A 25,143-nucleotide genomic window follows, 5' to 3' on the forward strand; every position below is an offset into this window, starting at 1 on the left:
GAGCATTGTGCAGTACTCTGATCATCATGCCCGGTTATTGCACTCCCGGTCACTGCGGTAATGAGCATTCCGTTGGCGGCATTAGTTCAAGGGTTGTTAGCGGCCTCTAGCCTATTGGTGGGGGCGGTCTTGGGCATTGCCTGGCGACCGGCACGATCGATTACAGCGGCGATCATGGCCTTTGGCAGCGGCACTCTGCTATCGGCGATCGCCTTTGACATTACGTTACCAGCCTACACCAGCAGCGGCTTTTGGCCTCTGGTAGTGGGGTTTGCCCTGGGGGGCACCCTGTTTACGGTGATTGTCACCTACATCGACAACCAGGGGGGCTTTATTCGGCACCCTTCGTCGTCGCGGCGTTTTCTCTATCACCACCGCCAAGACGAGGCCTCGGAGGTGCTCGATCGCATTGGCCACATTGAGGTGCTCCACAGCCTCTCCCCGGCTGAAATGCAGGCGATTATCCCGCTGCTAAAACCCCTTCAGGTGGAGCCAGAAACTGTGCTATGTCGGGAGGGTGCCCCCGGTAGCTCAATGTTTTTAATCGTGGACGGCGAAGCCGAAATCTATAAGGGTCAGCAGCGGCTGGCCGCCCTGGGGGCGGGTGAAATCTTTGGCGAAATGGCGCTGCTAACCGGTGAGGAGCGATCGGCCACGGTGCTGGCTAAAACCTCCATGGAACTCTATGAGCTAGACAAGGCTGATTTCGACGCCATGCTCACCTATGCGCCTCAAATCTCTAGCGGATTGAGCCGCATTTTGGCTCGACGACTGCGCGAAACTACCCAGTCAACCACCAAGCCCGTTCTAATCGACGACGATCGCTGGCGGCGACAGGTGCTCGACAGCGTAGAAGTTGACATCCCCATTTCCGAACAGCAGTTTAAAGAACTCGCCCAGAGCTCTGCCCCCCTGGCCATTCTGGTGGGCACCCTGATCGACAACATTCCCGAGGCGCTAGTGATTGGCTTTCACACCGGCCTGGGCCATACCGGGGCCTCTTTTTTGATGGCGGTGTTTATTTCTAATATTCCCGAGGCAATGTCGAGTTCGATTGGCATGCGCCAGGCCGGTACGTCTGGGGGACGCATTTTGGCCCTGTGGAGCGGTGCGGTGCTGCTTAGCGGCCTGATGGCGGTGGTCGGTAGCCTGATGGTCAACGTGTTGTCTGAATGGGTGCTAGCGGTGGCCCAAGCGACGGCTGGGGGGGCCATTCTGGCCATGGTGGCCAGCACAATGATGCCCGAAGCCTACGAAATGGGCGGTGGGTCGATCACGTTTTCAACCATTGCCGGGTTTCTAGTCAGCTTTTATCTCGCCTCCCTGGCGTTTTAGGAAAACGTCAGTTCGATGACATTTTATGCAGCAGAAAAGCTGGCCCCATCCCCTCCTAGGAGGGGTGCCCGGAGGGCAGGGTGGGTCAAAAGGGCGACAGAGAGTAAGCTTCCAAACCGGGAAAAAGCTTCTTATCCCCAATGAACCCACCCCTACCCCTTCCAAGCGGGGATGATTAAACGGTTTTTCCAAAAAATCATTTTTTGTCGAACTCACGTTTTAAGCGAGGCTAAGCCATGGGTAACGCCACAGTGGCTAGAGCCGGTTTGGGTCTGCCGTCACAACCTTCAATGCCTCATATTCCAGAATTGTCGGGCGGCAACTCGGGCGGCGGTAAAGTTTCGGCGTCAATCAAGTTGGCCTTAGATTTCTTTAGGTCTTTCCACAGCCGCCTGATTTCGTCGTAGGCATCATCAGCGGACATCTTGCCGCCGGTTTCTAAGTTGCACACAAAGGACACTCGCTGGGCAAATTCTTGCAGGTTAGCGTTGAAGGCTAGCTGCTGCGGCGTAAACTCGCCCCAGTACTTGCTGCGGGGAAAGAGAAAATTCTCTCTGGGCGATGGTTTGTTATCGGTCATGGCACCAGCGAATGGAGGGCTTAGCTCTTAGCTTACATTAGCCAACTTTTCGGCGGTTGTCGGCCCCAAACTCTGAGTCTGTTGCCGATCTGAGCGCTGATACCACATCCGAGTCACACAACCCCGATTCGAAGCCGATACCTCGTAGGGAGCATTGCACTGCCATGCCCCTACAAATCGGGAATATACCAATAGGAGTTGGTATGAGCTAGCCAACCAGAGCTATTGGGTAGCCCCCTTAGCCTGCCCTAGGGCTGTAGCCATTCTCGAATTTGGTCGATAACCGCCTCAACGGTAGGGGCGATCGCGATCGCCCCGGTGGCCAAACTCTGCCACAGGGCGATCGCGCTGGGGTCCATAGCCATTAAAATCACTGGCTTTTCGGCTTTAAGAGCCAGGGCGATTTCTGAGGCAGTGCCAGGGCCAAGACCACAGGCCACCACGACCCGGCTCGACAGCACGTTGATCGCGTTACGGGCATCGCCCAGCCCCGTCAGAATAGGAATATCAATATCTGCTGACATATCGTGACCATCGGCGGAGGGCAAAATTCCCAGGGTCAGCCCGCCAGCCGCTTTGGCTCCTCGGCAGGCCGACGCCATCACACCAGCAGCGCGCCCACCGGTAAGGACCACCCATCCGGTAGAGGCTAGCGCGTATCCGAGGGCGTAGGCTGTCTCTAGCTGGGCTGGGGTAGCGGCGGCCCCTGGCCCCATAACGCCAATGACAATCTCGGTCATAGGGTGAATGTCGTGTTGGGCAATTGCAAAAAAACTTGATGATGAAATCCCACCACCGAGGGGTGCTGTCGTTTAGATTAAGTTAACTAATGGAGAGAATTTGGGAACAGTGAACCCATTGCCTGTCCTGAATCGTTGCTGTGCCCTACCTTCGTACTCCTGATCCTGCCGTTTTACCGTGCGATCTATAGTGTCTTGTTTTAGTGGTTTGGTTGCTCCGATACAGCGTCGACGGTGGGGTAGTTTAGCCTTGGTAATGAGCGGGCTGATAGCGGGTGGTCTGGCCCTCAGCCCATCTGCCGCCGCCGCAGAATCGGTGACAGTACGATTGGGGCGGTTTTCCCAAACGGTAAGCCTTGACGATTTGCAGACCTTCGCCACCACCGGAGAGGTGCCTGGCTCGCTGCGGTTGTATCGCCCATTGCTCAACGCCAGCATTCAGGAGACGCTCCAGGGCGAAATTACCCTAGAGCCAGAGGTTGGTCAAGTTATCTTAGACGAAATTTTAAATACGCCCGGTGGCGCGCAGCTACTCGACACCCTTCGGGCGATCGCCCCCAACCTGTCGGCCACCGATCTGCGAATCACCCTAGAGCAGATGTCTAAAGCCGAGTCGGGGCTGACGCTGCTGGGCATTTTGCGGGCCATGCCCCAGGACACCCTCGAAATTAACGTGGGCACCCTGATTACCCTGGCGTCTCAGTTTCGCCTAGCCCAGATGGAAAGCAAAGCCCTCAGCCGGGTGCTGCGCCAGGCCCCAGAGCCCGAGGCAACCGATCCGGTGACTCTGCTTGGCCCCGACCCCTTTGCGACTGGCCCCTCTAACGTAGAGCGCTGGGAACTGATCCTGCGCGATCGCAGCCGCGATCGCAGCATTCCGGTCGATATCTACTGGAGCCAAGACAGCCACGGCCCCCTGGTGGTGATCTCCCACGGGTTTGGGGCCGATCGCCGCTTCTTTGCTTATTTAGCCCAGCACCTGGCCTCCCACGGGCTCACGGTGGTGGCAGTCGAGCATCCGGGCAGCAACGTGGCGGCTCTGCTGTCGCTTCCTGCTGATGACCTGCCTGGGGTCGCCTCTCAGAGCCGCATCTTACCCGCCACCGAGTTTCTCGATCGCCCTCGCGACATTAGCTTCGTGCTCGATCGCCTAGAAAAGATTAACCGTCACTCTTACAGCCTGCGCGATCGCATCAACACCCGCGACGTCACCTTCATTGGTCATTCCCTGGGGGGCTACACAGGGCTGGCGCTGGCAGGGGCAGCCCTCGATCTGCGATCGCTCGAAACCTACTGCCAAACCCTCAACCCAGTCAATGTTTCCCCCGCCGACTGGCTTCAGTGCGCCGCCCTCGACCTGCCGGTTAAATACGCCAATCTGCGCGACGATCGCATTTCTCAGCTGATTGTGGCCAATCCTCTCACCGGCCTGCTGTTTGGTGAGGCTGGGCTAAGCCGGGTACGGGTGCCCACTCTAGTGTTGGCCGCCACCCACGACACCGTTACCCCCATGGCGAGTCAGCAGCTGCGACCCTTTATGCAGCTGCCTAGCAACAAACACCTGGTTACCATGGTCGGTGGATCGCACCTGAGCATCGGCGACCCCAACAACCTCAATGCTGACCTGGGCCGCATTCCGTTTATGCCCGAATTGCCCGATGTCACTACCGCCCCCCTGCGCATCTTTTTCCAGGGCCTCAGCCTGAGCTTTGTCATGCAGCAAACCGCCGAGGCCGAAGCCTACGCCCCCGCTCTCGACCCGGCTACAGCCACCACCTTTTCGACCACCAGCCTGTCATTGCGTCTGAGTCAGACAGTACCCGAAGGACTAGCTAGCTGGCCCCGACTGCACCAAACGCTACACCGTCAGGAAGGGCTAATTAGCTATCTACCCTCGCTGTTGCACCTGGAGGCGTTGGCCATTCAAGACCAGTTTCAGGCGTTGCAGCGGCAGATGATCACCTACTTGCGCAACACCCCCCCGTCGCTGACATCCGTGTACTGGCCGTTTTTGTGGCCCACGGTGCCCATGCAGGCCAACCACCGCGAACCCCGCCAAGCGACACCCTAACCAAAAACACGCTTAGGCTCTACTGAATCCTGTTTGTTAGCAGGGCACATGCCACGCGCCCCTACGGGTTGGCCGCTTGGGAATCGGGGGCATGGGATTCGGATTGGGTATAACGCACTACTCCAAACCCAACCCTAGGCCTCGCCCTTGGATCCCATCGTGTAGCCATCGGGCATAATAGCGCCGTGAACATCGGTGCGTCGCAGGTTAGTGTAGTCGAGCTTAGCGTTAATCATCACAGCATCGGTGAGGTCAGCCCCGCTGAGGTTCGACCAACTCAACCGAGTGCGATAGAGGGTAGCGCCGCGCAGATTGGCCCCCCGCAGTGAGCTCCAACTCAGGTTGGCCCCCCGCAAATTGGCGTAAGACAAGTTGACATTGACTAGATTAGTGCTGGTTAACTTGGCTCGGCTTAGATTGGCCGATTGAAAATCGGCCCCCTCTAGGGTGGCCCCAGTAAACACAGCCCCAACCAAACTAGCGTTTTTGAGACTAGCCCGATTCATCAGCGCGCTAGTTAAGTTGGCGTGCTCCAGGTTAGCGTGGCTGAGGTTAGCAGCCAGCAGACGACCTCGGCTAAGGCTAGCTTCGCTCAATACCGCTCCTTGCAGGGTGGCATGATCGAGCACAGCTTCGTTGAGGTTAGTTTCCCGCAAGATGGCCTCGCTGAGATCGGCTCTTACAAGGTTGGCACTGCGCATGCCCGCTTCGCTCAGATCGGCCCGCACCAGACACCCATCGGCAATATCGGCTCCAATTAAATTGGCCAAGGTCAGCGTGGCCTGTTCAAAATTGATGTCGGTGAGCTTAGCTTCGCGAAAGTTGACCCCCACCAAGGTGGCTCCCCGAAAGCTGGTGTTTTGCAGATTTGACTGACGAAAATTGGCTCCGCTGAGGGTTTGGTCACTCAGGTCAGCGCCAATCAGCTGAATGCCGCGAAAGTCTCGTTCCCCTGCTGCGTAGCGTTCTAGCAAACCCGCAGCAGTAATCTCTACGGGGGTATCGGGGGGTTGAGCACTAGAAGGCAGAGTTTCCAAAGACAATCCTCAACAGCAACGATGATTAGGAATGACCACAGCCTTGAAAAGCTGAGTAGCAACGAGCAAAGGAGTTGCTAGGGCATCTATCTTAGGGTAGATGATTTAACCTAGATGACCTAGGATTGTCAGGCGATTACTCCGAGTAAAGCAGTTACTCTGGCCTGACCGCTTGAGTTTTGTCACCTTAACAGGTCTCAACTTCGCCTAACCCAAACTGGAGAGGAAATCAGCCAATTGACCCAGCCAATCGGGGCTAACGGCTTCTATCTTCTATTACAACCTATCTGAGCCAGTGCGGCTTGGCGAGAGCATCTATGATGAACTTGTTTTAGGCATTAACTTTGGTCCGTTAGGGCTGATTTAAGGTGATCTCTACCACCAGGTTTCCCTCAGAATAGGGATTACCTACCTACCGCCGCTAGCCTCAATCAAAGTGGCCATCAGGTTGTTCTAGCTTGTTGCTTTAGGTATTGCCCTATGCCTCGATCGCTCCTAACCCTGCTGCGCCGCCGTTTGTTTTGGTTGACGTTGCTGCTGACGGTGTGGCTGCTGTGCAGCGGCCAAGCCCAAGCAGGGCCAATCGCCGATCGCCTAGCCGCTTTCCCAAATTGGGAGCACAAAACGGCTCTGCCCGCCGCCCAGGGAGACTTGGTTTATCCAGACTGGTTGCGGGGAGAGTGGCAGCTGACCAGTACTCTCGTTGATCTAGCGGCTCCCCTAGCCCCTGACCTAGTGAGTCCTGGGTTTGAGAGTAACCAAGCGCACCTAGGAGAACCTGTCACCTGCCCAGTGCGCTTTGTGGCGGTGAATAGACCATCGCCAGGCCTGGTTCCCATCGTGACGAGGCAGCCCCAGACCGTGGCCGATCGCGCCTTTAACGGGCTAAGTATGGCCCGTGCCTACCTGGGCGCGGCGACGGTGAGGGCGGTAAAGGTTGACCCCAGTAACCCCAATCGCCAGATCACCTTGCTCCGGCAGAACCGCCAGCTAGAGTCGACCGTAACCGCCCGGGCGATCGAAACCGCCGACGATCGGTTCATCACCGTGGAGCGGTTTCAGCAGGTGTTTCGAGGGGGAGCAATACCCTACTTTAACGAGGTCGAGACGACGACGGCCTACCGCCAGATTGACCAGGGTGTGGTTGCCGACCAGGTGACCGCCGTCTATCTCTCGCCCCAAGACCCTGACTTTCTCAAGGCGCAAAATCAGCCTGTGGCGCTCTACCGCTATCAGTTGGCGTTGGCTCCGACAGGGGTTTAGAGCAGCCTTCGAAGCTGGGCATCAAGCCGACCGCCCCTAGGGCTGAAAATCGGTTTCGTTGAACAGGGCCAGGGCCGTGCGCCACACCATATAGCCGTTTTGGTTGAGGTGTAGGCCATCGGTAGTCAGGTCGGCACGCAGATAGCCGTCGCCATTGGCGAACAGCGGGTAAAGGTTGAGAAAGTCGGCTCCGGTTTCGACGGCCACGAGCTTGAGTTGGTCGTTGACCTCGCGCACCCGATCGGGGGAAAGGGTCAGTAGGCGATCGCGGCCTTCCCACGTAGCCGTTTCGCCGCCGTGGGGCAAGATCGACTGCACCACCACCCGCGCCTCGGGGTGAGTTTGGCGCAGGTAGTTCACCATGCGGCGCACGTTGTAGACCAAGTCAGCCTCCGAGCCGCCCCAGATCAAATCGTTGATGCCCACCATGATGAACACCGCCTCGGGAGAGGTGTCGTCAAGCAGGTAGAGGCGATCGCGCAGACCGCCGGTATTTTCACCCGAGATCGCTTGATTGATCCAGGTTTTGCGCCCCGGCAGCATCGTAGAGGGAAACCACAGGGTAAGCGAGTCACCCAGCAAAATATTTTGGCGCGGGGCGTTAAGCGCCACCGCTGCCTGGGCCTCAGCCGCTAGCAGGGCTACCCACTGCTCATAGTCAAGGCTATGACGCCTGCCCAATTCAGGGTCAAAGGGGGCCACAGCTACGTAGGGGTCGGCGGCGAAGGCGTTAGCTTGGCGCAGCACATCGTCTCCAGCACGGCTGAGCTGCCGCAGCATGACAACCACCGTAATGAACAGCAGCCCATTGATCACCAGCGACAGCAGTGCCCAAGGGGGCACCCCCTGCAATCGTTGCAGCACTGATCGAAGCTGAGGATAGGGTTGAAGCGGTGATGCCACGGCTATATACCTACAGAGCTGGGGCCAAGCTGTCCGCGCCCCCAATGGCTCAAATTGTAGATAGATTTTCTCCTACAGACCACTGTTGTAGCCATAGTTTTCGCGTCTATCCTGGTGGGATGGTAACAATGGGTTACACATTAAAGCGAAACAGCATGACGTCGCCTTCTTGTACCACATACTCTTTGCCCTCGCTGCGCACCTGGCCCTTATCTTTGGCGGTGGCCATCGAGCCAGCGGCAACCAGATCGTTGTAGGCCACGGTTTCAGCGCGAATAAAGCCCCGCTCAAAGTCGGTGTGAATTACCCCTGCAGCCTGGGGGGCAACCATACCCGCTTTGATCGTCCAAGCACGAGTTTCTTTCGGGCCGGTGGTGAAGTAGGTGCGCAGGCCCAGGAGCTCGTAGGTAGCGCGAATCAGGGTCTTGAGGCCGCCTTCTTCAACCCCGAGGGCTTCGAGAAAGTCTTTGCGCTCGGCGTCGTTGAGATCGACTAGTTCAGACTCGACCTGGGCCGAGATGACTACCACCTGGGCGTCTTCTGCCGCCGCTACAGCTCGCACCTGTTCAACCCAGGCATTGCCGCTAGCTAGGTCATCTTCAGACACGTTGGTGGCATAGATCACGGGCTTGCGGGTGAGCAGCCCCAGGGGCTTAATAATTGCCTCGGCTTCGTCGTCTAGTTCGACTTGGCGGGCAGTTTTGCCCTCGTTGAGCACCGGCAGAATTTTTTCGAGAATCGCCAGCTCAGCCTGGGCCTCTTTGTCGGCGCGGGCCAGTTTGCGTACCCGATCTACCCGACGCTCTAGCTGGGACAGGTCGGCCAGAGCCAGTTCCAGGTTGATCACCTCAATGTCGCGCACCGGGTCGACAGATCCCGAGACGTGGATGATGTCGTCGTCGTCAAAGCAGCGCACCACATGGACGATCGCATCGACTTCGCGAATGTTGGCTAAAAACTGGTTGCCCAGCCCTTCTCCCTGGCTGGCACCCTGCACCAGGCCCGCAATATCGACAAACTCAACCCGAGCAGGCACAATTTCGTCGGAGCTAGAGAGGTCGGCCAGCACCTGTAAGCGGCCATCGGGCACCGCGACGATGCCCACGTTAGGCTCGATGGTACAGAAGGGAAAGTTTGCCGCCTGGGCCTTGGCATTGGCCACTACAGCGTTAAATAGGGTTGATTTGCCAACGTTGGGCAGCCCAACAATGCCAGCTCGTAACATGGGATAACTCTAGATTTGGGGCAACGGGGAAGGGTGTGGTGAAATGATCTCAGGGTTCAAGTTCAGGGCTGAGCTCAAACCTTGCACCTGAGACCTTGCACCCGAGACCTTGCACCTTAAACCCCTATCTAGCATATGGGAGGATGGGGCGATTGCGGAGGTGTTGCTATACCCTTGAAGCTGACAGAACCTGAGACCGCAAAGGGTGGAGCTATGGCTGGTAAAACTGGGTGGAGAGGGCAAGGTGGGCTGCGATCGCTGCTAGTAGTTGCAGCAGTGGCCCTGGGAGTCACCGGATGTGGCACCCTGGGGCTGTCGCGATCGCTCGATGGCAACGGCACCATGGACAGCCAGCGGGTCGATCGCTCCTTTCGAGACGACACCCTGGTAAGCCGCCTCAAGCCCGTGCGTCTGCGCCTGCAAAACGGTTGGCAGGCCGCTCCCACCGGCAGTCTGCATCCCAATGCCGACCTAGAGGCCCACAACCTTGACCAAAGCATGTTTTTGATCGTGCTGGGGGAAGACCGCAACGCCGTGGCTCCCGGCAACCTTGAAGACCAAGCCAATTTCTATCTGCAAATTCTCAAGGGGGGCTTTGCTCAAGTCATCGGCAACCAAGCCCGCACCGGCGTAGAGCGGATCAACGGCTTTCCGGCGGTGCAATACGAGGTGCGCGGTGAAGTGTCTCAGCGCCCCGTCGCCTACCTGCACACCACCGTTGAGATGGGCGACAACTATTACCAGGTCGTAGTCTGGACCCCGGACGATTTGCGCGTAGCCAACAGCGAGGCCATGCGAGCGATCGCACAAGAATTTCGGGAAGCCCAGCAATAAGCAACCCCATTCTGTGGCCTAATAGAGTCTGTGGCTTTGCAAGTGTGACAACTCAAGGCCCAAGAATACAGGCTCTAGACCAAGGACATCACTGCCATGCTGCGCTGGCTCATCGCACATTTCTCCACCCATCGTCTCTCCTCAGAGGTCCGGCACCGGCTGGGGCAAGCGATCGGACTCGTTTGTGCTGCCCTGGTGCTGTGGCTGGGCTTAGGCGGGCAGCCTACCGCACTAGCGGGCCTCACCGACGACAACTACGACGGCAATATCTTTGCCCTTTACGCGGGCAATGGGTCGCTGGTGCCCCCCAAGGTCAGCCTGGAGCAGTCGCTTAAGTACGGCAAGGTATCTCTGGTCGTGATCTACGTTGACGACAGCAGCGACTGCAAGAAATTTTCGTCGGTGATCTCCCAGCTTCAGGCTCCCTATGGCCGGGTGGCCAACTTCATCCCGATCATGGCCGACTCGATTCCGGTCAAAGATGCCTACGCACCCAATGAGCCGGGCTACTACTTTAAAAATGCCGTGCCCCAAACCCTGGTGTTTGACACCGAGGGCAAGCTGCTGCTGAATGAAACGGGGATTGTCGCCTACGAGGCAATCGACGATGCCATGCGCGAAGCCTTTGATCTGCTGCCTCGCAGTGAGTCAGAAGAACTGCGCCGCCGCCCCATCAACGAAGTGAATACCGAACTGGTGCCCCAGTAGCGAGCCAATTTAGGCAACTGTTTTAGGCAACTGTGCTAACAGGGGTTTTGACGACAGACCATTACGGCACAACCCGCTGCACGAGGGGACGAAACCGCTCTATCCATGAGGCCTGAGCGGTGGCCAGGGTGGGGTAGGGGCGATCGCTATAATCTTTGCCCACCTCTAGGGGGAAGGGGTTCAGATCATCCAGCGGCACCCAGGTAGCACCAGCAGCCTGCGCGATCGCCCACACCGCCGCAATATCCCAGATCTTAGGCGTGGCCTCGACCGCGCCGATCGCCCAGCCGGCCCCCACAATCAGCAGGTTATAGGCCGCCGAGCCCAGCATGCGAATCTTGCAGGGAAAAGGGTTAGCTAGCACCGCCGTACTGCGAGCGCAGAGGCTAAAGAACTGGGTTTTGTCCGGTTCAGCCTCGCTCGTGTGAATCGGGCGACCGTTACAGAAGGCCCCGCTGGGCATCTCCAGACCGCTGTGCCCTGGCCAGTAGCCATAGAACGATTGGCGTAAGGGCGGCATGGCCACATAGCCAAACACTGGGGTACCCCGGTACAGCAGGCCCAACGAAATGCCCCACACCGGAATACCCCGCGTGAAGTTGGTGGTGCCGTCGATCGGGTCAATGATCCAGCACCAGTCGGTGGCCGGGAAGATGTGCTCAACCTCTTCGCTGAGCACGCCGTGGTCGGGGAATGCTTCACGAATGGCGGCGCGCAGGGTGTCATCTGACCAGCGATCGCACCGGGTCACCAAACTGCCATCCGCCTTCAAATCGGCCTGCACCTGGCCAAAATCGACCAGCAGCTTTTCGCCCACGGTGGTCGTGATCGCCTCAGCAAAGGCCAGCACCTGATCCCAAAAGTTTTGCATCTTAGTCCTCAAAGAGGGATGTAGCCGCCCTATCTGTGCCGTGGGGAAGCGTCACTACATCGAGAATTTCATGTCTGCCTTCTGCCTTCATCCTTCTGCCTTCCGCCACTAGTCCATATCGCTTTCTAAAGCCGCCGTGATCGCGGCCCTAGCATTGGCCTGAAATTCTTGAATGTTAACCCGGCGCAGCAGCACCACCGCCAGCACCATACCCATCGCCTGCACCATAAAGACTAGCCCATAGGCCATAAACGTTTGAGAGGCCGGCACTTCGCCCGCGTGAAACAGACCCAAAAGCCCCCGGCCCAGATCGAGCACGCCGCCGCCCAGCACCGTGGCGCTTCCCCGAGCGATCGCCTGGGCCAACCCCCAGGCCCCAATAAAGGTGCCCGCCGTTTCGGCCACCGTCAGGTCGAGCATCAGCACGATCGCCCCCAGGGTGAGCACCCCCGAGGCAATGCCAAAGCAAAACACCGCCCCTAGCAGCACCGGCGGTGCCCCGGTTAACCCCGAGAGGGTAATGCCCAGCAGGCTCAGGGCCGCCCAGCCGCAGCCAATGGTGACGGTGCGCTTTTTGCCAATCCGGGGCACCACCAACCATCCGGTGACGATGATCCCCAGCAGGGTACCCATGCCAAAGGCGGCGTTGAGCTGGGTGGTTTCGGCAATGGTCATGCCAAAGACTTCGCCGCCGTAGGGTTCGAGAATGGCATCTTGCATGAACAGGCTGAGGCTGAGCACCAGCAAAAAGCCAAAGAACAGCCGAGTCTGGCGGCTGGCGGTGAGAATGCCCAGGGCCTGGGGCAGGGTAATGTTGTCTTCGCGTCCGGCGACCATGGAGCGCTGCGATCGCCGCGAATACTTGCGCTCAATGCCGACGGTGCTAAATATTGACAAGCCAATCACCACCGCTGGGGCCACCACAAACAGCCGGTTCACCGACTGCTGCACCTGCTCAATCGGCGCATCGAGGTCAATGGGCCGCAGCACAATCGAGACGATGATTACCCCGGTGATAATACCCACCATCAGCATGGCCCAGCCGATGCCCACCAGGCGCGATCGCGAGTCTTCATCGGATACATCGACCAGCAGAGCAGTAAAGGGGGTCGAGGTGGCACTCAGGGCCAGGCCGTAGACCGCAAACAGCAGCCCCAGCAGCCCCACCCAGGGGTATACCGCTGGCCCCCAGCCCGAGGTGGCCATGGCTTCGCCCAGTCGCCACACCACCTGCACCGCGCAGAACGAGGTCACCGCCACCACCGAAATGCCGATCCAGATGTAGCCGCTGCGGTGGTAGCCCAGTAGCGGCTTAGAGTCAGACATTTGACCAAACCACACCCGCGCCGGGGCCATGAACTGGTGCACCGCAATGGTGCCCGCCGCAATCAGCGCTGGCACCTGGAGCTCCTCAATCATGATGCGGTTGAGCACCCCCAGGGTGAGCAACGACATAATGCCCAGGCCCATATTAAACACTCCCAGACGCAGCATAGTGGGAATGCCGAGGGTGGGCTTGGCCTCGGCTGCCGCAGCCGAGGGTGAGACATCTGGGCTTGTCATAGTGGATGGAAAAACTCGTCAGAGGATAGTAATACCTTAGACCTTAATTGGCGGGCCGCAACGCTAGATGGCCCTAGAGCCTAGGGCAAAAAAGAACCCAGGTCAGGCCTGGGTTGTCGAGTGTAAGGCTTTGTTTTTTTGAAAGTCGCTCAGGCATTGCTCTTAAGTCAGGCAACGTCCTGGGCCATGTTCCCAAGCGGTTACCCTAGCCGAAGCGACCCGACACGTAGTCGCGGGTAAACTGCTCGCGGGGGTTGTTAAACATGGTTTCGGTGCGATCGAACTCGACTAGGTAACCGACCTTGCCGCCTTTCTCGGTCGGCTCAGCGTTGTAGAAGGCGGTGCGGTCAGACACCCGCGAAGCCTGCTGCATGTTGTGAGTAACGATGATGATCGTGTAGTCTTCCTTGAGCTGCTTCATGGTTTCCTCGATCTTGATAGTCGAGATTGGGTCGAGGGCCGAGCAGGGCTCATCCATCAAAATGACATCGGGCTGAACGGCGATCGCCCGAGCAATACAGAGGCGCTGCTGCTGACCACCCGACAGAGATAGGCCACTCTGCTTGAGTTTATCTTTGACCTCATCCCACAGGGCGGCCTTGCTGAGGGCGGTTTCGACCAGCTCATCCATATCGCCTCTGTAGCCGTTAATGCGGGCACCCCAGGCAATGTTTTCGTAGATCGACTTGGGGAAGGGGTTGGGCTTTTGAAACACCATGCCAACCTTGCGGCGCAGCTCTACGGCATCTACTCTGTCGGCGTAGATATCTTCACCGTGGAAGGTGATTTTGCCTTCGACCCGGCAGGAGACAATCAGGTCGTTCATGCGATTGAAACAGCGCAACACGGTGCTTTTGCCACAACCCGAGGGGCCAATAAAAGCCACAATTTCGTTGCGAGGAATCTCTAGATCAACGTCACGAACGGCCAGGTTAGACCCGTAGTAGACCTGAAGGCTTTCGGCCTTAAGGGCCACATCGGTAGAAGGTGGAGCATAGGTGTTTGACATTTTGGCACCAGGGTCGCGCTAAAGTTCGAACAAGAACTCACCCCATAGTATTGCAGTCCGGACTCCGTTTAGGGTTAAGGCGAGACTAAGGGGTAGGGGCTTAAGATCCTTGAGGAGAGGCACCGTGAGGCCAATGCTCCGGCGCTGGCTTCAATCCAAAAACCTGTGAAAAAAACCTTAGAACGAGGAAAAATGCTCTGGTGCTGCTTTAAATCACTCAGTCGGCCTCTCCACAGGGTTGAAATGGCTGCTTAAGATCACGGGCTAATCCCTAGCCAGCACCTAGGATAGGCGCATCACTCCAGTCTGGGCTTACTAATAAACATCTGACACAGACAGCCCTTCAGAGCCAGGCTTTGCGTTTTATTCTAGAAAGACAGGTAGGGTGTTGTGCTTCACTTAATTTTGCCGCTTGAGCCAGTGCCAAAACTTCCCCTCTACCGATCGCTAAGCCGTTTGCTTAGACCCTTTTCGCTCAAAACGGTTTTAGTAGCGGTGTTTGTGCTGCAAATTATCTCAGTAGTCGGGCTGCTGGGCTTTTTGACGTTCTATCTGGGCAGTTGGCCCGTGGCGTTGCTCAGCCTGGGGGCAATTAGCTGCTCAGTGGTGGTGGGGCTAGCGGTGGTGAACCGCATTTTGCAGCCCATTGCCCAGCTGCAGCGTGCCATTCAGGCTACAGCCGAGGGCAATTGGCAAACGCCCCTGCCGGTCAACAACCTGGATGAACTCGGCCAGTTGGCGCGGGCCTTTAATGGCATGGGGGCCAAGCTGCGCGATTCGTTTACTGAACTAGAACATCTCAACGTTGAGCTGCAACACCTCAATAGGGAAATTCAGCGCAGTGAGCGACGATGGCGGCAGTTTCTAGACGGCATTCCGTTAGGCATTGCCGTGTACGATCGCCAGGGACAGATGGTGTTTGCGAGTCAGCAGGCTCGCATTTTGCTCTGTCTCGAAGACATGCCCTCGGTGCCGTCCCTCGCTTTAGAAGAGACCTTCATTGCCTACCGGGTCAACAGTGGCGATCGCTACCCCACGGCTGATCTCCCCATTGCTCAAGCCCTGCGAGGACAGGCTGGCTGGGCCGATGATCTTGAGCTGCGCCCCGGCAATCGACCCATCCCGATTGAGATGGCGACGACGCCGATTTTTGACCAAACGGGCCAGGTCGAATATGCGATCGCGGCCTTTCAAGACATCACTACCCGCAAGCAGGCCCAAACCCTACTGGCCAACTACAACCAAACCCTTGAACGCCAGGTGGCCGATCGCACCGCGGCCCTGCGCCAGGCCGAGGCCACCCAGCGGATTATTTTAGAGGCCATTCCCGATTTGTTGATGCGTTTATCGGGCGACGGCGTATGTCTCGACGTGATGAACGCCGGATCGGTCGATCTGATCGTAGAGCCCAGCGCCCAGATTGGCCGACCAATGCATGAAGTGCTACCCGCCGATATGGCTGCCGAGCGCATGCACTACATTCGCCTGGCCCTGCAAACCGGCCAGCCCCAGGTCTATGAGTATCAATTTCAAAACGCTAAGGGCTGGCACTACGAAGAGTCTCGCATTGTGACCAGCGGCCCCAATGAAGTGCTGGCCATTATCCGAGACATTACGGAACGCAAGCAGGCTGAGGCCGCAATTGCCAGCCAGCGACAGTTTCTGCAAAATGTGATCGACAGCATTCCCAGCATTATTGTGGTCAAAGACCGCCATGGGCGGGTGAAAATGGCCAACCGAGCCAGCGCTGCTCTCCACGGCATTACCCCCACCGATATGGTGGGCAAACTCGATACCGACTTCAACCCCAATATTTCGATCTCTGAGGCCGCCCAGCAGCACCACATTCACCAGCAGGTAATTGGAACCCAGGTGCCCTACCAGGGGGAGCAAGAGATTATCGACCGGGTGGGCACTCGACGCTGGTACCAGGTGGTGATTAGCCCCTTTCGAGATACTGGCGGCACCGTCAATGGCGTGATTACCAACTGCATTGACATCACCGATCGCAAGGGCATGGAAACGGCCCTCAAGACGGCTAACGAAAAATTAGGGCGGTTGGCTACCCTCGACGGGCTCACCCAGATTCCTAACCGTCGCCGCTTTGATCAATATCTAGAGCAAGAGTGGCAACGCCTGGTGCGCGAACAACAGCCCCTGTCGCTGATTATGTTTGATGTTGATTTTTTTAAGCCCTATAACGATTGCCTGGGCCACCAGCAGGGGGATGAGGCCCTGATTGCGATCGCAGCAGCAGCTACCCGCGCTGTAAAACGAGCCGCCGACCTGCTGGCCCGCTACGGCGGCGAAGAGTTTGCGGTGATCTTACCCAACACCCGCCGTGCCGGAGCCGAAATTGTCGCCAAAGCCCTGCAAGCCGAAATTGCCGCCCTGCAAATCGCCCACCCTCAGTCACCCGTCAGCGACTACCTCACCATCAGCATTGGCATTGCCAGCGTAGTACCCACCACCGATCAATCGCCCGAAGACCTGATCGCCGCCGCCGATGCCGCCCTGTATCAGGCGAAGCGGAGAGGGCGCGATCGCTACTGGATTCGGCTCATTTAAGACGCCAACCATCCCAGAGATTGCTTGTGAGGAGAATTAGAATTGCTGGGCTTAAATCGCTAACCTAAAGCACTCGGCGGCCAGTTAACAAGTTGTAGATCAGACCAATTACCGCTAAAACCAGCAGTAGATGAATTAAATTGCCACCAATGTTGATTGCAAAGCCCAACACCCAAAAGATAACAAGAATTACAATAGCGGTCCAAATCAGATTTACCACGGGATTCACCTCTTTAAACTAAAGCTGCCTAGCCAATAGCTGGCTTGATATCAATGCTTATTCTCAACGCTGCCAAAATAAGTTTGGAGATTATTTCAGCTCCACCCCCTAAGCTTTTGATAGCCATAGATTCATTAGAAAAGACATCAAAAACCTCAGACGTTCAAGCAATTAAACGTCTGTTTAGCAAGCATCTCGACTAGATTGGCTACAGGTCTAAAACAAATCGCTTGCCTTAGAAAATCAATTTGAGCGTAGCCCTGCAACCCTAGGATGCATGGTTTTTTAGCGCCAAGCATGATGCGCAAAGCTTAGCTGATCGCCCCCGACAATATCTTTATCTAGAGTATGAGTAATACTAAACTCGACTCACAAAATTCCAAGTTGCAACCTATACCTTGTAGAGATTTGCAGTGCAATATCCCTACAAATCGGGGGTAGACAGCTAGGATTTGGTATAAGGTTGGCATCCGAGTAGGGCTAAAGAGGTTTACTCCGCCCGTTGTAGAGCAGAAATTTTCGGATCGATAATTTTGCGGCCCTGACCCTGAAAATGAATCGCCAAACAAATCTTATTGCCCGCCCCAAAAATGTGGGTCACCTCACCCGCCCCGTAGGATTTGTGCACCACCACATCGCCCACAGTCCAGTCTGACTCGTGGGCACCGCTGCCCGGTTTAGCGGCGGCCTCGCTCTTGTTGCGGGCTTCGCGCAGGGGGGTGCTCCACTTTTGGGGCATGCCTGTGCTGCTGTTGCCAGTAATCAAGTCGAGGGGCAATTCACCCAAAAACAGTGAGGGGCTGGCAGGTTCGCGATTGCCGTAGAGGCGGCGGGCGCGAGCGTGGGAGATAAACAGGCGCTCCTTAGCGCGGGTAATGCCCACGTAACAAAGGCGGCGCTCTTCTTCGGTGGCGGCGGGGTCTTCGAGCGATCGGTGGTTGGGAAACAGGCCCTGCTCTAGACCGACGAGAAACACGACAGGAAACTCAAGCCCCTTAGAGGAGTGGAGGGTCATCAGTGAGACGGCGTTTTTGCCCTCTTTGTTGTCGTCCATGTCAGAGGCGAGGGAAGCATTGGACAAAAATGCCAGGAGTGAGGGGTCGTCAACGTTTTCTTCTTCAAATTGCAGCACGGCGTTGTAAAGCTCTTGCACGTTGCCGAAGCGATCGTCGGCTTCGTCGGTGCCCTCGGCCTTGAGGGCGGCTAGGTAGCCGCTGTCTTCGAGTACCCCCTGAATGATCTCAGAGCCCTTTTGCTCATCGATGCCCTGGCGATATTTTTTGATGATGTCAGCAAATTCTAGTACGCCCTTAGACGATCGCCCGGCCAGGGTCTTCACCGAGGTTTCGTCGGCGAGAATTTCCCACAGGGGAATGCCGCCCAGGGTTTGGGTAGCCTGTTCGAGCTTGTCGAGGGTGCCCTTGCCGACGCCGCGCCGGGGCACGTTGATCACCCGCTTGAGGCTGACGGTGTCGAAAGGGTTAGCGATCGCCCGTAAATACGCCAGCACATCTTTAATCTCGCGGCGATCGTAGAACCTCAGCCCCCCCACTACCTGGTAGGGAATGCTGTAGCGGGTCAGCACCTCCTCAAAGGCGCGCGACTGGGCGTTGGTGCGGTAGAGAATGGCAAAGGCACCCCAGTTGAGTTCTGGATGCTGAGTCTCTAGGTTGCGAATTTGGCTGACCACAAAGTCAGCCTCGGCATTTTCATCGTCGGCCCGATAGACGTAGATGCTTTCGCCCTCACCTCGGGTGGCCCGCAGCACCTTGTCAATGCGCTCGGTGTTGTTTTCAATCAGGTGATTGGCAACTTCGAGAATATTTGAGGTAGAGCGATAGTTTTCCTCCAGTTTCACCATGGTGTGGGTGTCGTCGTCGGGCAGCCCGTCGCCAAAGTCATCCTGAAAGTTCATCAGAATGGTGAAGTCGGCAGCTCTAAAGGAATAAATCGACTGGTCTGCATCACCAACGACAAAAACAGAGCGGTGATTCCAGTCTTTGTAAGTCGCGATCGACTCACCATTGGTGGCCAGCAGGCGAATCAGATCGTACTGGGTGCGGTTGGTATCCTGATACTCATCTACCAAAATGTGGCGAAAGCGCTTGTGCCAGTAGGCCAGCACCTGCTCGTTCTGCTGAAACAGGTGCACCGGCATCAAGATCAGGTCGTCAAAATCGAGAGAGTTGTTTTCTGCCAGGGCCTTTTGGTAGAGGCGATAGACATCGGCGATCACTCGCCCCCGATAGTTAGGCTGCTCCCGCTCTAGGTCATCGGGCGTCAGGTTTTGGTTTTTGGCGTTGCTGATGGCGAAACGTACAGAGCGGGGGTTAAATTTTTTGTCATCGAGATTTAGGGTCTGGGTGACGATGGTTTTGACTACGCCCTGGGCGTCAGACTCGTCAAAAATTGAGAAGTTTTTGGTCCACTGGTAGCCCGCCGGATGCTGGTATTTCTCAATGTCGAAGCGCAGAATGCGGGCACAGAGGGCGTGAAAGGTGCCAATCCACAGATGCTTGGTGATGGATTTATACACCTGGGATCTGAGCTTGGTCTGATCGTACGGGGGCAGCGCCGAGAGCGATTTGCCAAAGCGAGCCTGGGCATCTTGCTCGGCAAATAGCACCTCAATCCGCTCCTTCATTTCTTTGGCGGCCTTGTTGGTGAAGGTGACCGCCAAGATATTGTCGGGGTCGGTCTTGTGGGTAAGCACCAGGTTGGCGATGCGGTAGGTGAGCGCCCGAGTTTTGCCTGACCCGGCCCCAGCTACCACCAGTAGCGGCCCACAGTAGTGCTCGACAGACTGGCGTTGGGCGGGGTTGAGCAGGGCGAGAAAGTCAGTCATCGGTAGCCGGTTAGGGTTTTTGCCTATTAAGTATGACACCCGGTGCCCTGAGAGGGTGAGCCGCCTGACTGTGAGCCTGGATTAAGCCCGATCTGAGGGCTGGGAATCACCCGGTGTGGCAATGCAGCCTTGCTCCCAGATCGGGCACTGAACTGCCCTGGCTAACTCGATGAACTAGGGGTGCTGGCCGCAATTTGCCGCAACAGCAGAACTTGCCAATAAGGTATGGGGGCCAAGAGAACGGTGCCGCTGCCTTCAAAAATATTGACCAGAAATTCGCCAGAGGTCATCGACCCCAGCAAAGACTTCGTGGCTTGTTCGACCCGATAGGTGATGGAGCCGGACCGGGCGATCGCAAAATTGCCGTCTACCACCAGACGGTCGTTTTGGAGTGTGACCGTTTCCACCGGCCCCTGGGCCACCATCACCACCTTGCCGGTGCCTTTGACCTTGGTTTGAAACAACCCCTCACCGCCCACCAGACCGGTGACGAGTTTATTGCGTTCAGTCGAGACCTCAATGCTGCCGTCGCTGCTCCATTGACATCCTCACCACCCAATCGCTAGGCGATATGGGTGGTGATTCCTTGAGTCGCCCCAAAGATTTCCTGCTTCACAGCCAGCCAGCTAGACTGAGTGACCTCAGCCCCCGCCGCCTCGACTCCACAGGCAATTTCGACCACCCGTTGCCCACGGGCAGAAATAACTTGAGCCGCTGCCACATCACGGGGCTTAATTGACCCGCAGTTGTGGCAGTGATGAATCCGGGTTGAGAGGTCTTTGCGTACCTCTGCCCTGCAATCAGGACACTCTTGGCTAGTGCCCCGTGCCTCAACCTTGCCGTAAAACACATCGCGCTTAACGCACACCCAGGGCAGGACTTGGTTCGTAAATTGACCCAGCCCAGCGTCTAGCATGTGCTTACCCAGCATCCCTTTGGCCATGATGCGGAAGTCGAGATCTTCGACAAACACCATCCCTGCCTCGTCACAGAGGTGATGAGCCAGCTTAAAATGCCAGTCTTTGCGCGTGTCGGCAATGCGTTGATGGACTCTCCCAATCCTCTTCTGGAGCTTCAGCCAGTTAGCTGACCCCTGTTGCTTCCTCTTTAACCTGCGTTGCAGCAATTTCAGCTTGCGGTGCAGTTCATTGAAAAAGCGAGGTCGCTTGACCTGCTCTCCATCAGACGTCGAGAGAAAGTATTCCAGCCCAACATCAATCCCCACCGGATGTCCATGGGGCATCGTGGCGGGAATAGCAACATCAGCCTGGAGGCTAAGCATGACGAAATAGCCCGATGCCTTGCGGACGATCCGGGCCTGTTTCACCTCGAAGCGGTCCGGGATCTCCCGCGACCAGCGCACCTTCACCAACCCTAGTTGAGGCAGCTTAATCCCTTCTGGTGTGATGCAGTGCTTGAGCATCTGAGGGAAAGAAAAAGACCGCATCCGGTTTGGCTTTTTGAACCGAGGGAACCCCGACCGCTTCAACCGCCACGACTCCCAGGAGGCTTCCAGCTTTCTAATGACCTGCTGGAGGACCTGGGCGTTGACAGTCTTGAGCCGGGGGAATGCCGCTTTCGCTGCCGTCAGCGACTTGCACTGACGAGCATAGTTAGGAAATGGTGCATCGACTGGCAGAATAAACTCCTGCCGAATCGAACACGCATTTACCGGAGACTTGCGAGAATCCAGCCAGTCTTTACGTTCCCGCAGCGCAAAGTTCCAGACATTGCGACACACATCTAGGATGTCCTCAATCCCTGAAACCTGCTCGGCAGTTGGCTCTAGCTTGAATTCCCACGTCATATTCAGCATAGAGTCATTGTAACCTAAGAAATGATCGACTATTTCTTAGGGGTGACTGATTGCTCCCCCTGGTTGCCCGCCGCTTCACCACCCCCCAAGCCTTCGTCTATGGGCGGAGCACTGCGGCGGAACCTGGTAGATTGTTGAAGGTTGATAGAGCTTGGCCTCTCTAGTTATCCCCAAGCTTGCCTACCCTGCTCGATCTCACCACCGCTATAGCCGCAGCAGGGCAAAACCGTGGCTGGCTACCCTCCCCTACATATGGGGTGACCAAATTCTATTGTTTCTCAAACATCACTAGATGTAGACCGGCAGATCGGCTAACCTAAGGGGCAGCTTGGGTGCCTAGGCAAGATTGCTCTAGCCCCAGGAATACTCAAAATGATAAAATTGTACTAACGAGCCGCTGCGCCATGTCCTTTGTTGGTCTCCATATCCACAGTGCCTACAGTCTGCTCGACGGGGCCAGCCAGCTACCCCAGTTGGTGGAGCGGGCCAAGGAACTGGGTATGCCGGCGATCGCCCTTACCGACCACGGCGTCATGTATGGCGCGATCGAGCTGATCAAAGTCTGCAAAGGGGCAGGCATTAAGCCGATCATCGGTAACGAGATGTACCTGATCAACGGCGATATTTCGCAGCAGCAGCGCCGCCCCCGCTACCATCAGGTGGTGCTGGCCAAAAACACCCAGGGTTACAAGAACCTGGTCAAGCTCACCACCATCTCCCACCTGCAAGGCGTTCAGGGCAAAGGCATTTTCTCGCGCCCCTGCATCAACAAAGACCTGCTAGAGCAGTACCACGAAGGGCTGATCGTCACCAGCGCCTGCCTCGGTGGCGAGGTGCCCCAGGCGATTTTGCAGAAGCGGCCTGACGTGGCCCGCAAGGTGGCCCAGTGGTACAAAGACCTGTTTGGCGAAGACTACTATCTCGAAATTCAGGATCACGGTTCTCCTGAAGACCGGGTGGTGAATGTGGAGATTCTCAAGATCGCCCGCGAGCTGGACATCAAAGTCATCTGCACCAACGACAGCCACTACATTTCTTGCAACGATGTGGAGGCCCACGACGCCCTGCTCTGCATTCAGACCGGCAAGCTGCTGACCGAAGACAAGCGCCTGCGCTACAGCGGTACCGAGTATGTCAAATCTGCCGATGAAATGCGCCTGCTGTTTCGCGATCACATTGAGCCGGAGGTGATTGAGGAATCGATCGCCAACACCCTCGAAGTCGCCGAAAAAGTCGAAGAGTACACCGGCATCCTCGGCCAGTCGCGCATTCCCGACTTCCCCATTCCCCCCGAGTTCAACGAAGACGCCGGGGCCTACATGGGCCATGTGGCGCGGGAGGGGCTGGTTAAGCGGATGAAGGCGGTCAGCTATGGGGAGATTGAGCAGGAATACCGCGATCGCCTCGAATACGAAATCGAGATGATGATCCAGATGGGGTTCCCCACCTACTTTCTCGTCGTGTGGGACTACATTCGCTTTGCCCGCGACAACAACATTCCGGTCGGCCCTGGTCGCGGCTCGGCGGCGGGGTCGCTAGTGGCCTACGCCATGGAAATCACCAACATCGACCCCATCCACCACGGTCTGCTGTTCGAGCGATTCTTGAACCCCGAACGTAAGTCGATGCCGGATATTGACACCGACTTCTGCATCGATCGCCGCGACGAGGTGATCAAATACGTCACCCGCCGCTACGGCGAAGAACGGGTGGCCCAGATCATCACCTTCAACCGTATGACCTCCAAGGCGGTGCTGAAGGATGTGGCGCGGGTGCTCGACATCCCCTACGCCGAGTCGGATCGGATGGCGAAGCTGATCCCCGTGGCGCGGGGCAAGCCCACCAAGCTTAAGGTGATGATCTCCGACGACACCCCCGCCCCCGAGTTCAAGGAGAAGTACGACAACGACCCCCAAACCCGCCGCTGGCTCGACATGGCCCTGCGGATCGAAGGCACCAACAAGACCTTCGGCATGCACGCCGCCGGGGTGGTGATCTCCAAAGACCCGCTGGATGAAATTGTGCCCCTCCAGCGCAACAACGACGGCCAGGTGATCACCCAGTACTACATGGAAGATGTGGAAGCCCTGGGCCTCCTCAAGATGGACTTCCTGGGCCTGCGCAACCTGACCATGATCCAAAAAACCCTGGAGCTAATTGAGGCCACCCACGGCACCAAAATCGACCCCGACGACCTGCCCATGGATGACCCCGCCACCTACAAGCTGCTGGAGCGGGGCGATCTGGGCGGCGTGTTTCAGCTAGAGTCATCCGGCATGCGCCAGATCGTCAAAGATCTCAAACCCTCGGGTCTCGAAGACATCTCCTCGGTGCTGGCCCTCTACCGACCAGGGCCACTGGATGCGGGGCTGATTCCCAAATTCATCAACCGCAAGCACGGGCGCGAAAAAATCGACTTTGCTGACGAAATTCTCAAACCCATCCTCAGCGAAACCTACGGCATCATGGTCTACCAGGAGCAGATCATGAAAATTGCCCAGGATATGGGCGGCTACTCTCTTGGCCAGGCCGACCTGCTGCGGCGGGCCATGGGTAAAAAGAAAATGTCGGAAATGCTCAAGCACCAGGAAAACTTCGTCAATGGTGCCATGGAGAAAGGCGTTGCCAAAAAAGTAGCCACAGAACTTTGGGACCAGATGGTGAAGTTTGCAGAGTACTGCCTCAGCGCCGACACAGAGTTACTGACGCTGGAATACGGCCCCCTTACCATCGGCGAAATTGTCGCCAAACGCATCCCCTGCCATGTGTTCAGTGTCGATGAGCAGGGCTATGTGTATACCCAGCCCATTGCCCAATGGCACGATCGCGGCCAGCAAGAGGTGTTTGAATACCACCTCGACGATGGCACCACCCTCCGCGCCACCGCCGACCACCAATTTATGACCGAGACCGGGGACATGATGGCGATCGACCAAATCTTTCAGCGTGGGCTAGAGTTGAAGCAGGTCGAGCCCCCCTGGCCGAAAGTGCTGCGGTGCGCGTGAGATGTACGACGTTGAGTTTACGCAGGGTGCTGTTGATGATCTGCGATTTCTGAAGAAGAATGAGCAGCAGCAAGTAATTGCTGGCATTGCAAGCCAGCTTTTGCATGAACCTAATGTCGAGACACGAAACCGTAAGCGCCACGCCTCCACCCCAACGATTTTCCAGAGTGGGAACTGAGACTGGGCAAGTATCGCGTTTTCTACGATGTTGAGCCAATTGTAAGAATTGTTAAAGTTGAAGCTATTGACTATAAAGAAGGCAACCAACTATTTATTCGTGGAGAGCCGTACCAGCTATGAAAACTGTCTCTCTGTTGGATGTATTGGCTCCCCTAGCAGAGTTATTAGAGCAGGCTCAAGAAGAAGCCCTAATTTTGCAAACTCCTGATGGCAAAGAGTTTGTCCTGGCTGCCCTCAACAACTTTGCCCACGAAGTAGAGCTAACTCGACAAAATCCAGCATTAATGGCGCTTCTTGATCGGCATGGACAAGAAGAATCGACAGTTAAGTTATTAAGCTTAAAAGCTCAGCTTGGCTTGGATTGCTGATT

The 25,143-nt window shown here is 56.8% G+C and carries 20 protein-coding genes; 8 read left to right on the top strand and 12 right to left on the bottom strand.

The features are described from left to right. Nucleotides 1-60 precede the first annotated feature (60 nt). Nucleotides 61-1,335, top strand: a complete 1,275-nt coding sequence (locus RRF56_RS08275; RefSeq protein WP_317037165.1) for a cyclic nucleotide-binding domain-containing protein — start codon at nt 61-63, stop codon at nt 1,333-1,335. A gap of 295 nt (nt 1,336-1,630) precedes the next feature. On the opposite strand, the gene RRF56_RS08280 is transcribed toward RRF56_RS08275, so the two are convergent. Together RRF56_RS08280 and RRF56_RS08285 are read right to left on the bottom strand one after the other, a co-directional pair. Continuing rightward, nucleotides 1,631-1,915, bottom strand: a complete 285-nt coding sequence (locus tag RRF56_RS08280) for a hypothetical protein (protein WP_317037166.1) — start codon at nt 1,913-1,915, stop codon at nt 1,631-1,633. A gap of 248 nt (nt 1,916-2,163) precedes the next feature. Beyond that, nucleotides 2,164-2,655: a cytochrome gene (locus RRF56_RS08285; RefSeq protein WP_317037167.1), complete on the bottom strand. Its 492-nt coding sequence runs from the start codon at nt 2,653-2,655 to the stop codon at nt 2,164-2,166. Nucleotides 2,656-2,911: 256 nt separating this feature from the next. Between RRF56_RS08285 and RRF56_RS08290 the strand changes: the two genes are divergently transcribed. Continuing rightward, nucleotides 2,912-4,726: an alpha/beta hydrolase gene (locus RRF56_RS08290; RefSeq protein ID WP_317037168.1), complete on the top strand. Its 1,815-nt coding sequence runs from the start codon at nt 2,912-2,914 to the stop codon at nt 4,724-4,726. A 134-nt stretch (nt 4,727-4,860) separates the two neighbouring features. Here the strand turns inward: RRF56_RS08290 and RRF56_RS08295 are convergent, their stop codons facing one another. Next, nucleotides 4,861-5,763, bottom strand: a complete 903-nt coding sequence (locus RRF56_RS08295) for a pentapeptide repeat-containing protein (protein ID WP_317037169.1) — start codon at nt 5,761-5,763, stop codon at nt 4,861-4,863. A 480-nt stretch (nt 5,764-6,243) separates the two neighbouring features. On the opposite strand from RRF56_RS08295, the gene RRF56_RS08300 reads away from it, so the two are divergent. Beyond that, nucleotides 6,244-7,026, top strand: a complete 783-nt coding sequence (locus RRF56_RS08300; RefSeq protein WP_317037170.1) for a DUF6816 family protein — start codon at nt 6,244-6,246, stop codon at nt 7,024-7,026. Between the two features lie 36 nt (nt 7,027-7,062). On the opposite strand, the gene RRF56_RS08305 is transcribed toward RRF56_RS08300, so the two are convergent. Both RRF56_RS08305 and ychF read right to left on the bottom strand, forming a co-directional pair. Next, nucleotides 7,063-7,929: a GDSL-type esterase/lipase family protein gene (locus RRF56_RS08305; protein WP_317037171.1), complete on the bottom strand. Its 867-nt coding sequence runs from the start codon at nt 7,927-7,929 to the stop codon at nt 7,063-7,065. A 133-nt stretch (nt 7,930-8,062) separates the two neighbouring features. Continuing rightward, nucleotides 8,063-9,154, bottom strand: a complete 1,092-nt coding sequence (ychF, locus tag RRF56_RS08310) for a redox-regulated ATPase YchF (protein WP_317037172.1) — start codon at nt 9,152-9,154, stop codon at nt 8,063-8,065. Nucleotides 9,155-9,367: 213 nt separating this feature from the next. Between ychF and RRF56_RS08315 the strand changes: the two genes are divergently transcribed. Beyond that, nucleotides 9,368-9,988: a hypothetical protein gene (locus tag RRF56_RS08315; protein ID WP_317037173.1), complete on the top strand. Its 621-nt coding sequence runs from the start codon at nt 9,368-9,370 to the stop codon at nt 9,986-9,988. Between the two features lie 96 nt (nt 9,989-10,084). Further along, nucleotides 10,085-10,696 (top strand): thylakoid membrane photosystem I accumulation factor, encoded by a 612-nt coding sequence (locus tag RRF56_RS08320; RefSeq protein WP_317037174.1) that lies wholly within the window; start codon nt 10,085-10,087, stop codon nt 10,694-10,696. Nucleotides 10,697-10,757: 61 nt separating this feature from the next. On the opposite strand, the gene RRF56_RS08325 is transcribed toward RRF56_RS08320, so the two are convergent. From RRF56_RS08325 to pstB, 3 genes are all read right to left on the bottom strand, one after another. Beyond that, nucleotides 10,758-11,567, bottom strand: a complete 810-nt coding sequence (locus tag RRF56_RS08325) for an inositol monophosphatase family protein (RefSeq protein ID WP_317037175.1) — start codon at nt 11,565-11,567, stop codon at nt 10,758-10,760. Between the two features lie 108 nt (nt 11,568-11,675). After that, nucleotides 11,676-13,130 carry a BCD family MFS transporter gene (locus tag RRF56_RS08330; RefSeq protein WP_317037176.1) on the bottom strand — a complete coding sequence of 485 codons (1,455 nt, stop codon included), beginning with the start codon at nt 13,128-13,130 and terminating at the stop codon, nt 11,676-11,678. Nucleotides 13,131-13,335: 205 nt separating this feature from the next. Further along, nucleotides 13,336-14,139: a phosphate ABC transporter ATP-binding protein PstB gene (gene pstB, locus RRF56_RS08335; protein ID WP_317037177.1), complete on the bottom strand. Its 804-nt coding sequence runs from the start codon at nt 14,137-14,139 to the stop codon at nt 13,336-13,338. 420 nt (nt 14,140-14,559) lie between these two features. Here pstB and RRF56_RS08340 point away from each other — a divergent pair, with 420 nt between their 5' ends. After that, nucleotides 14,560-16,707 carry a diguanylate cyclase domain-containing protein gene (locus tag RRF56_RS08340; protein ID WP_317037178.1) on the top strand — a complete coding sequence of 716 codons (2,148 nt, stop codon included), beginning with the start codon at nt 14,560-14,562 and terminating at the stop codon, nt 16,705-16,707. Between the two features lie 64 nt (nt 16,708-16,771). Here RRF56_RS08340 and RRF56_RS08345 read toward each other — a convergent pair whose 3' ends face one another. The 4 genes from RRF56_RS08345 to RRF56_RS08360 all read right to left on the bottom strand — a co-directional run bounded on the left by RRF56_RS08345 (nt 16,772) and on the right by RRF56_RS08360 (nt 21,588). Further along, nucleotides 16,772-16,927, bottom strand: a complete 156-nt coding sequence (locus RRF56_RS08345) for a lmo0937 family membrane protein (protein WP_317037179.1) — start codon at nt 16,925-16,927, stop codon at nt 16,772-16,774. Between the two features lie 490 nt (nt 16,928-17,417). Then, the gene (gene pcrA, locus RRF56_RS08350; protein WP_317037180.1) at nt 17,418-19,772 is read right to left on the bottom strand and encodes a DNA helicase PcrA; all 2,355 of its coding nucleotides are present in this window, start codon (nt 19,770-19,772) and stop codon (nt 17,418-17,420) included. Nucleotides 19,773-19,933: 161 nt separating this feature from the next. Beyond that, entirely contained in the window at nt 19,934-20,293 is a 360-nt protein-coding gene (locus RRF56_RS08355) for an AIM24 family protein (RefSeq protein WP_317038347.1), read from the bottom strand. A gap of 41 nt (nt 20,294-20,334) precedes the next feature. Next, a complete protein-coding gene (locus RRF56_RS08360) occupies nt 20,335-21,588 on the bottom strand; it encodes a transposase (protein WP_317037181.1) in 1,254 nt (417 codons plus the stop codon). A gap of 404 nt (nt 21,589-21,992) precedes the next feature. On the opposite strand from RRF56_RS08360, the gene RRF56_RS08365 reads away from it, so the two are divergent. Together RRF56_RS08365 and RRF56_RS08370 are read left to right on the top strand one after the other, a co-directional pair. Continuing rightward, complete coding sequence (locus tag RRF56_RS08365) at nt 21,993-24,593, top strand: DNA polymerase III subunit alpha (RefSeq protein ID WP_317037182.1); 2,601 nt, start codon at nt 21,993-21,995, stop codon at nt 24,591-24,593. A gap of 296 nt (nt 24,594-24,889) precedes the next feature. Then, nucleotides 24,890-25,141, top strand: coding sequence for a hypothetical protein (locus RRF56_RS08370; protein WP_317037183.1), 252 nt, complete (start codon nt 24,890-24,892; stop codon nt 25,139-25,141). Nucleotides 25,142-25,143 lie beyond the last annotated feature (2 nt).

The sequence above is a fragment of the Nodosilinea sp. E11 genome (genome assembly GCF_032813545.1).
GTDB lineage: Bacteria > Cyanobacteriota > Cyanobacteriia > Phormidesmidales > Phormidesmidaceae > Nodosilinea.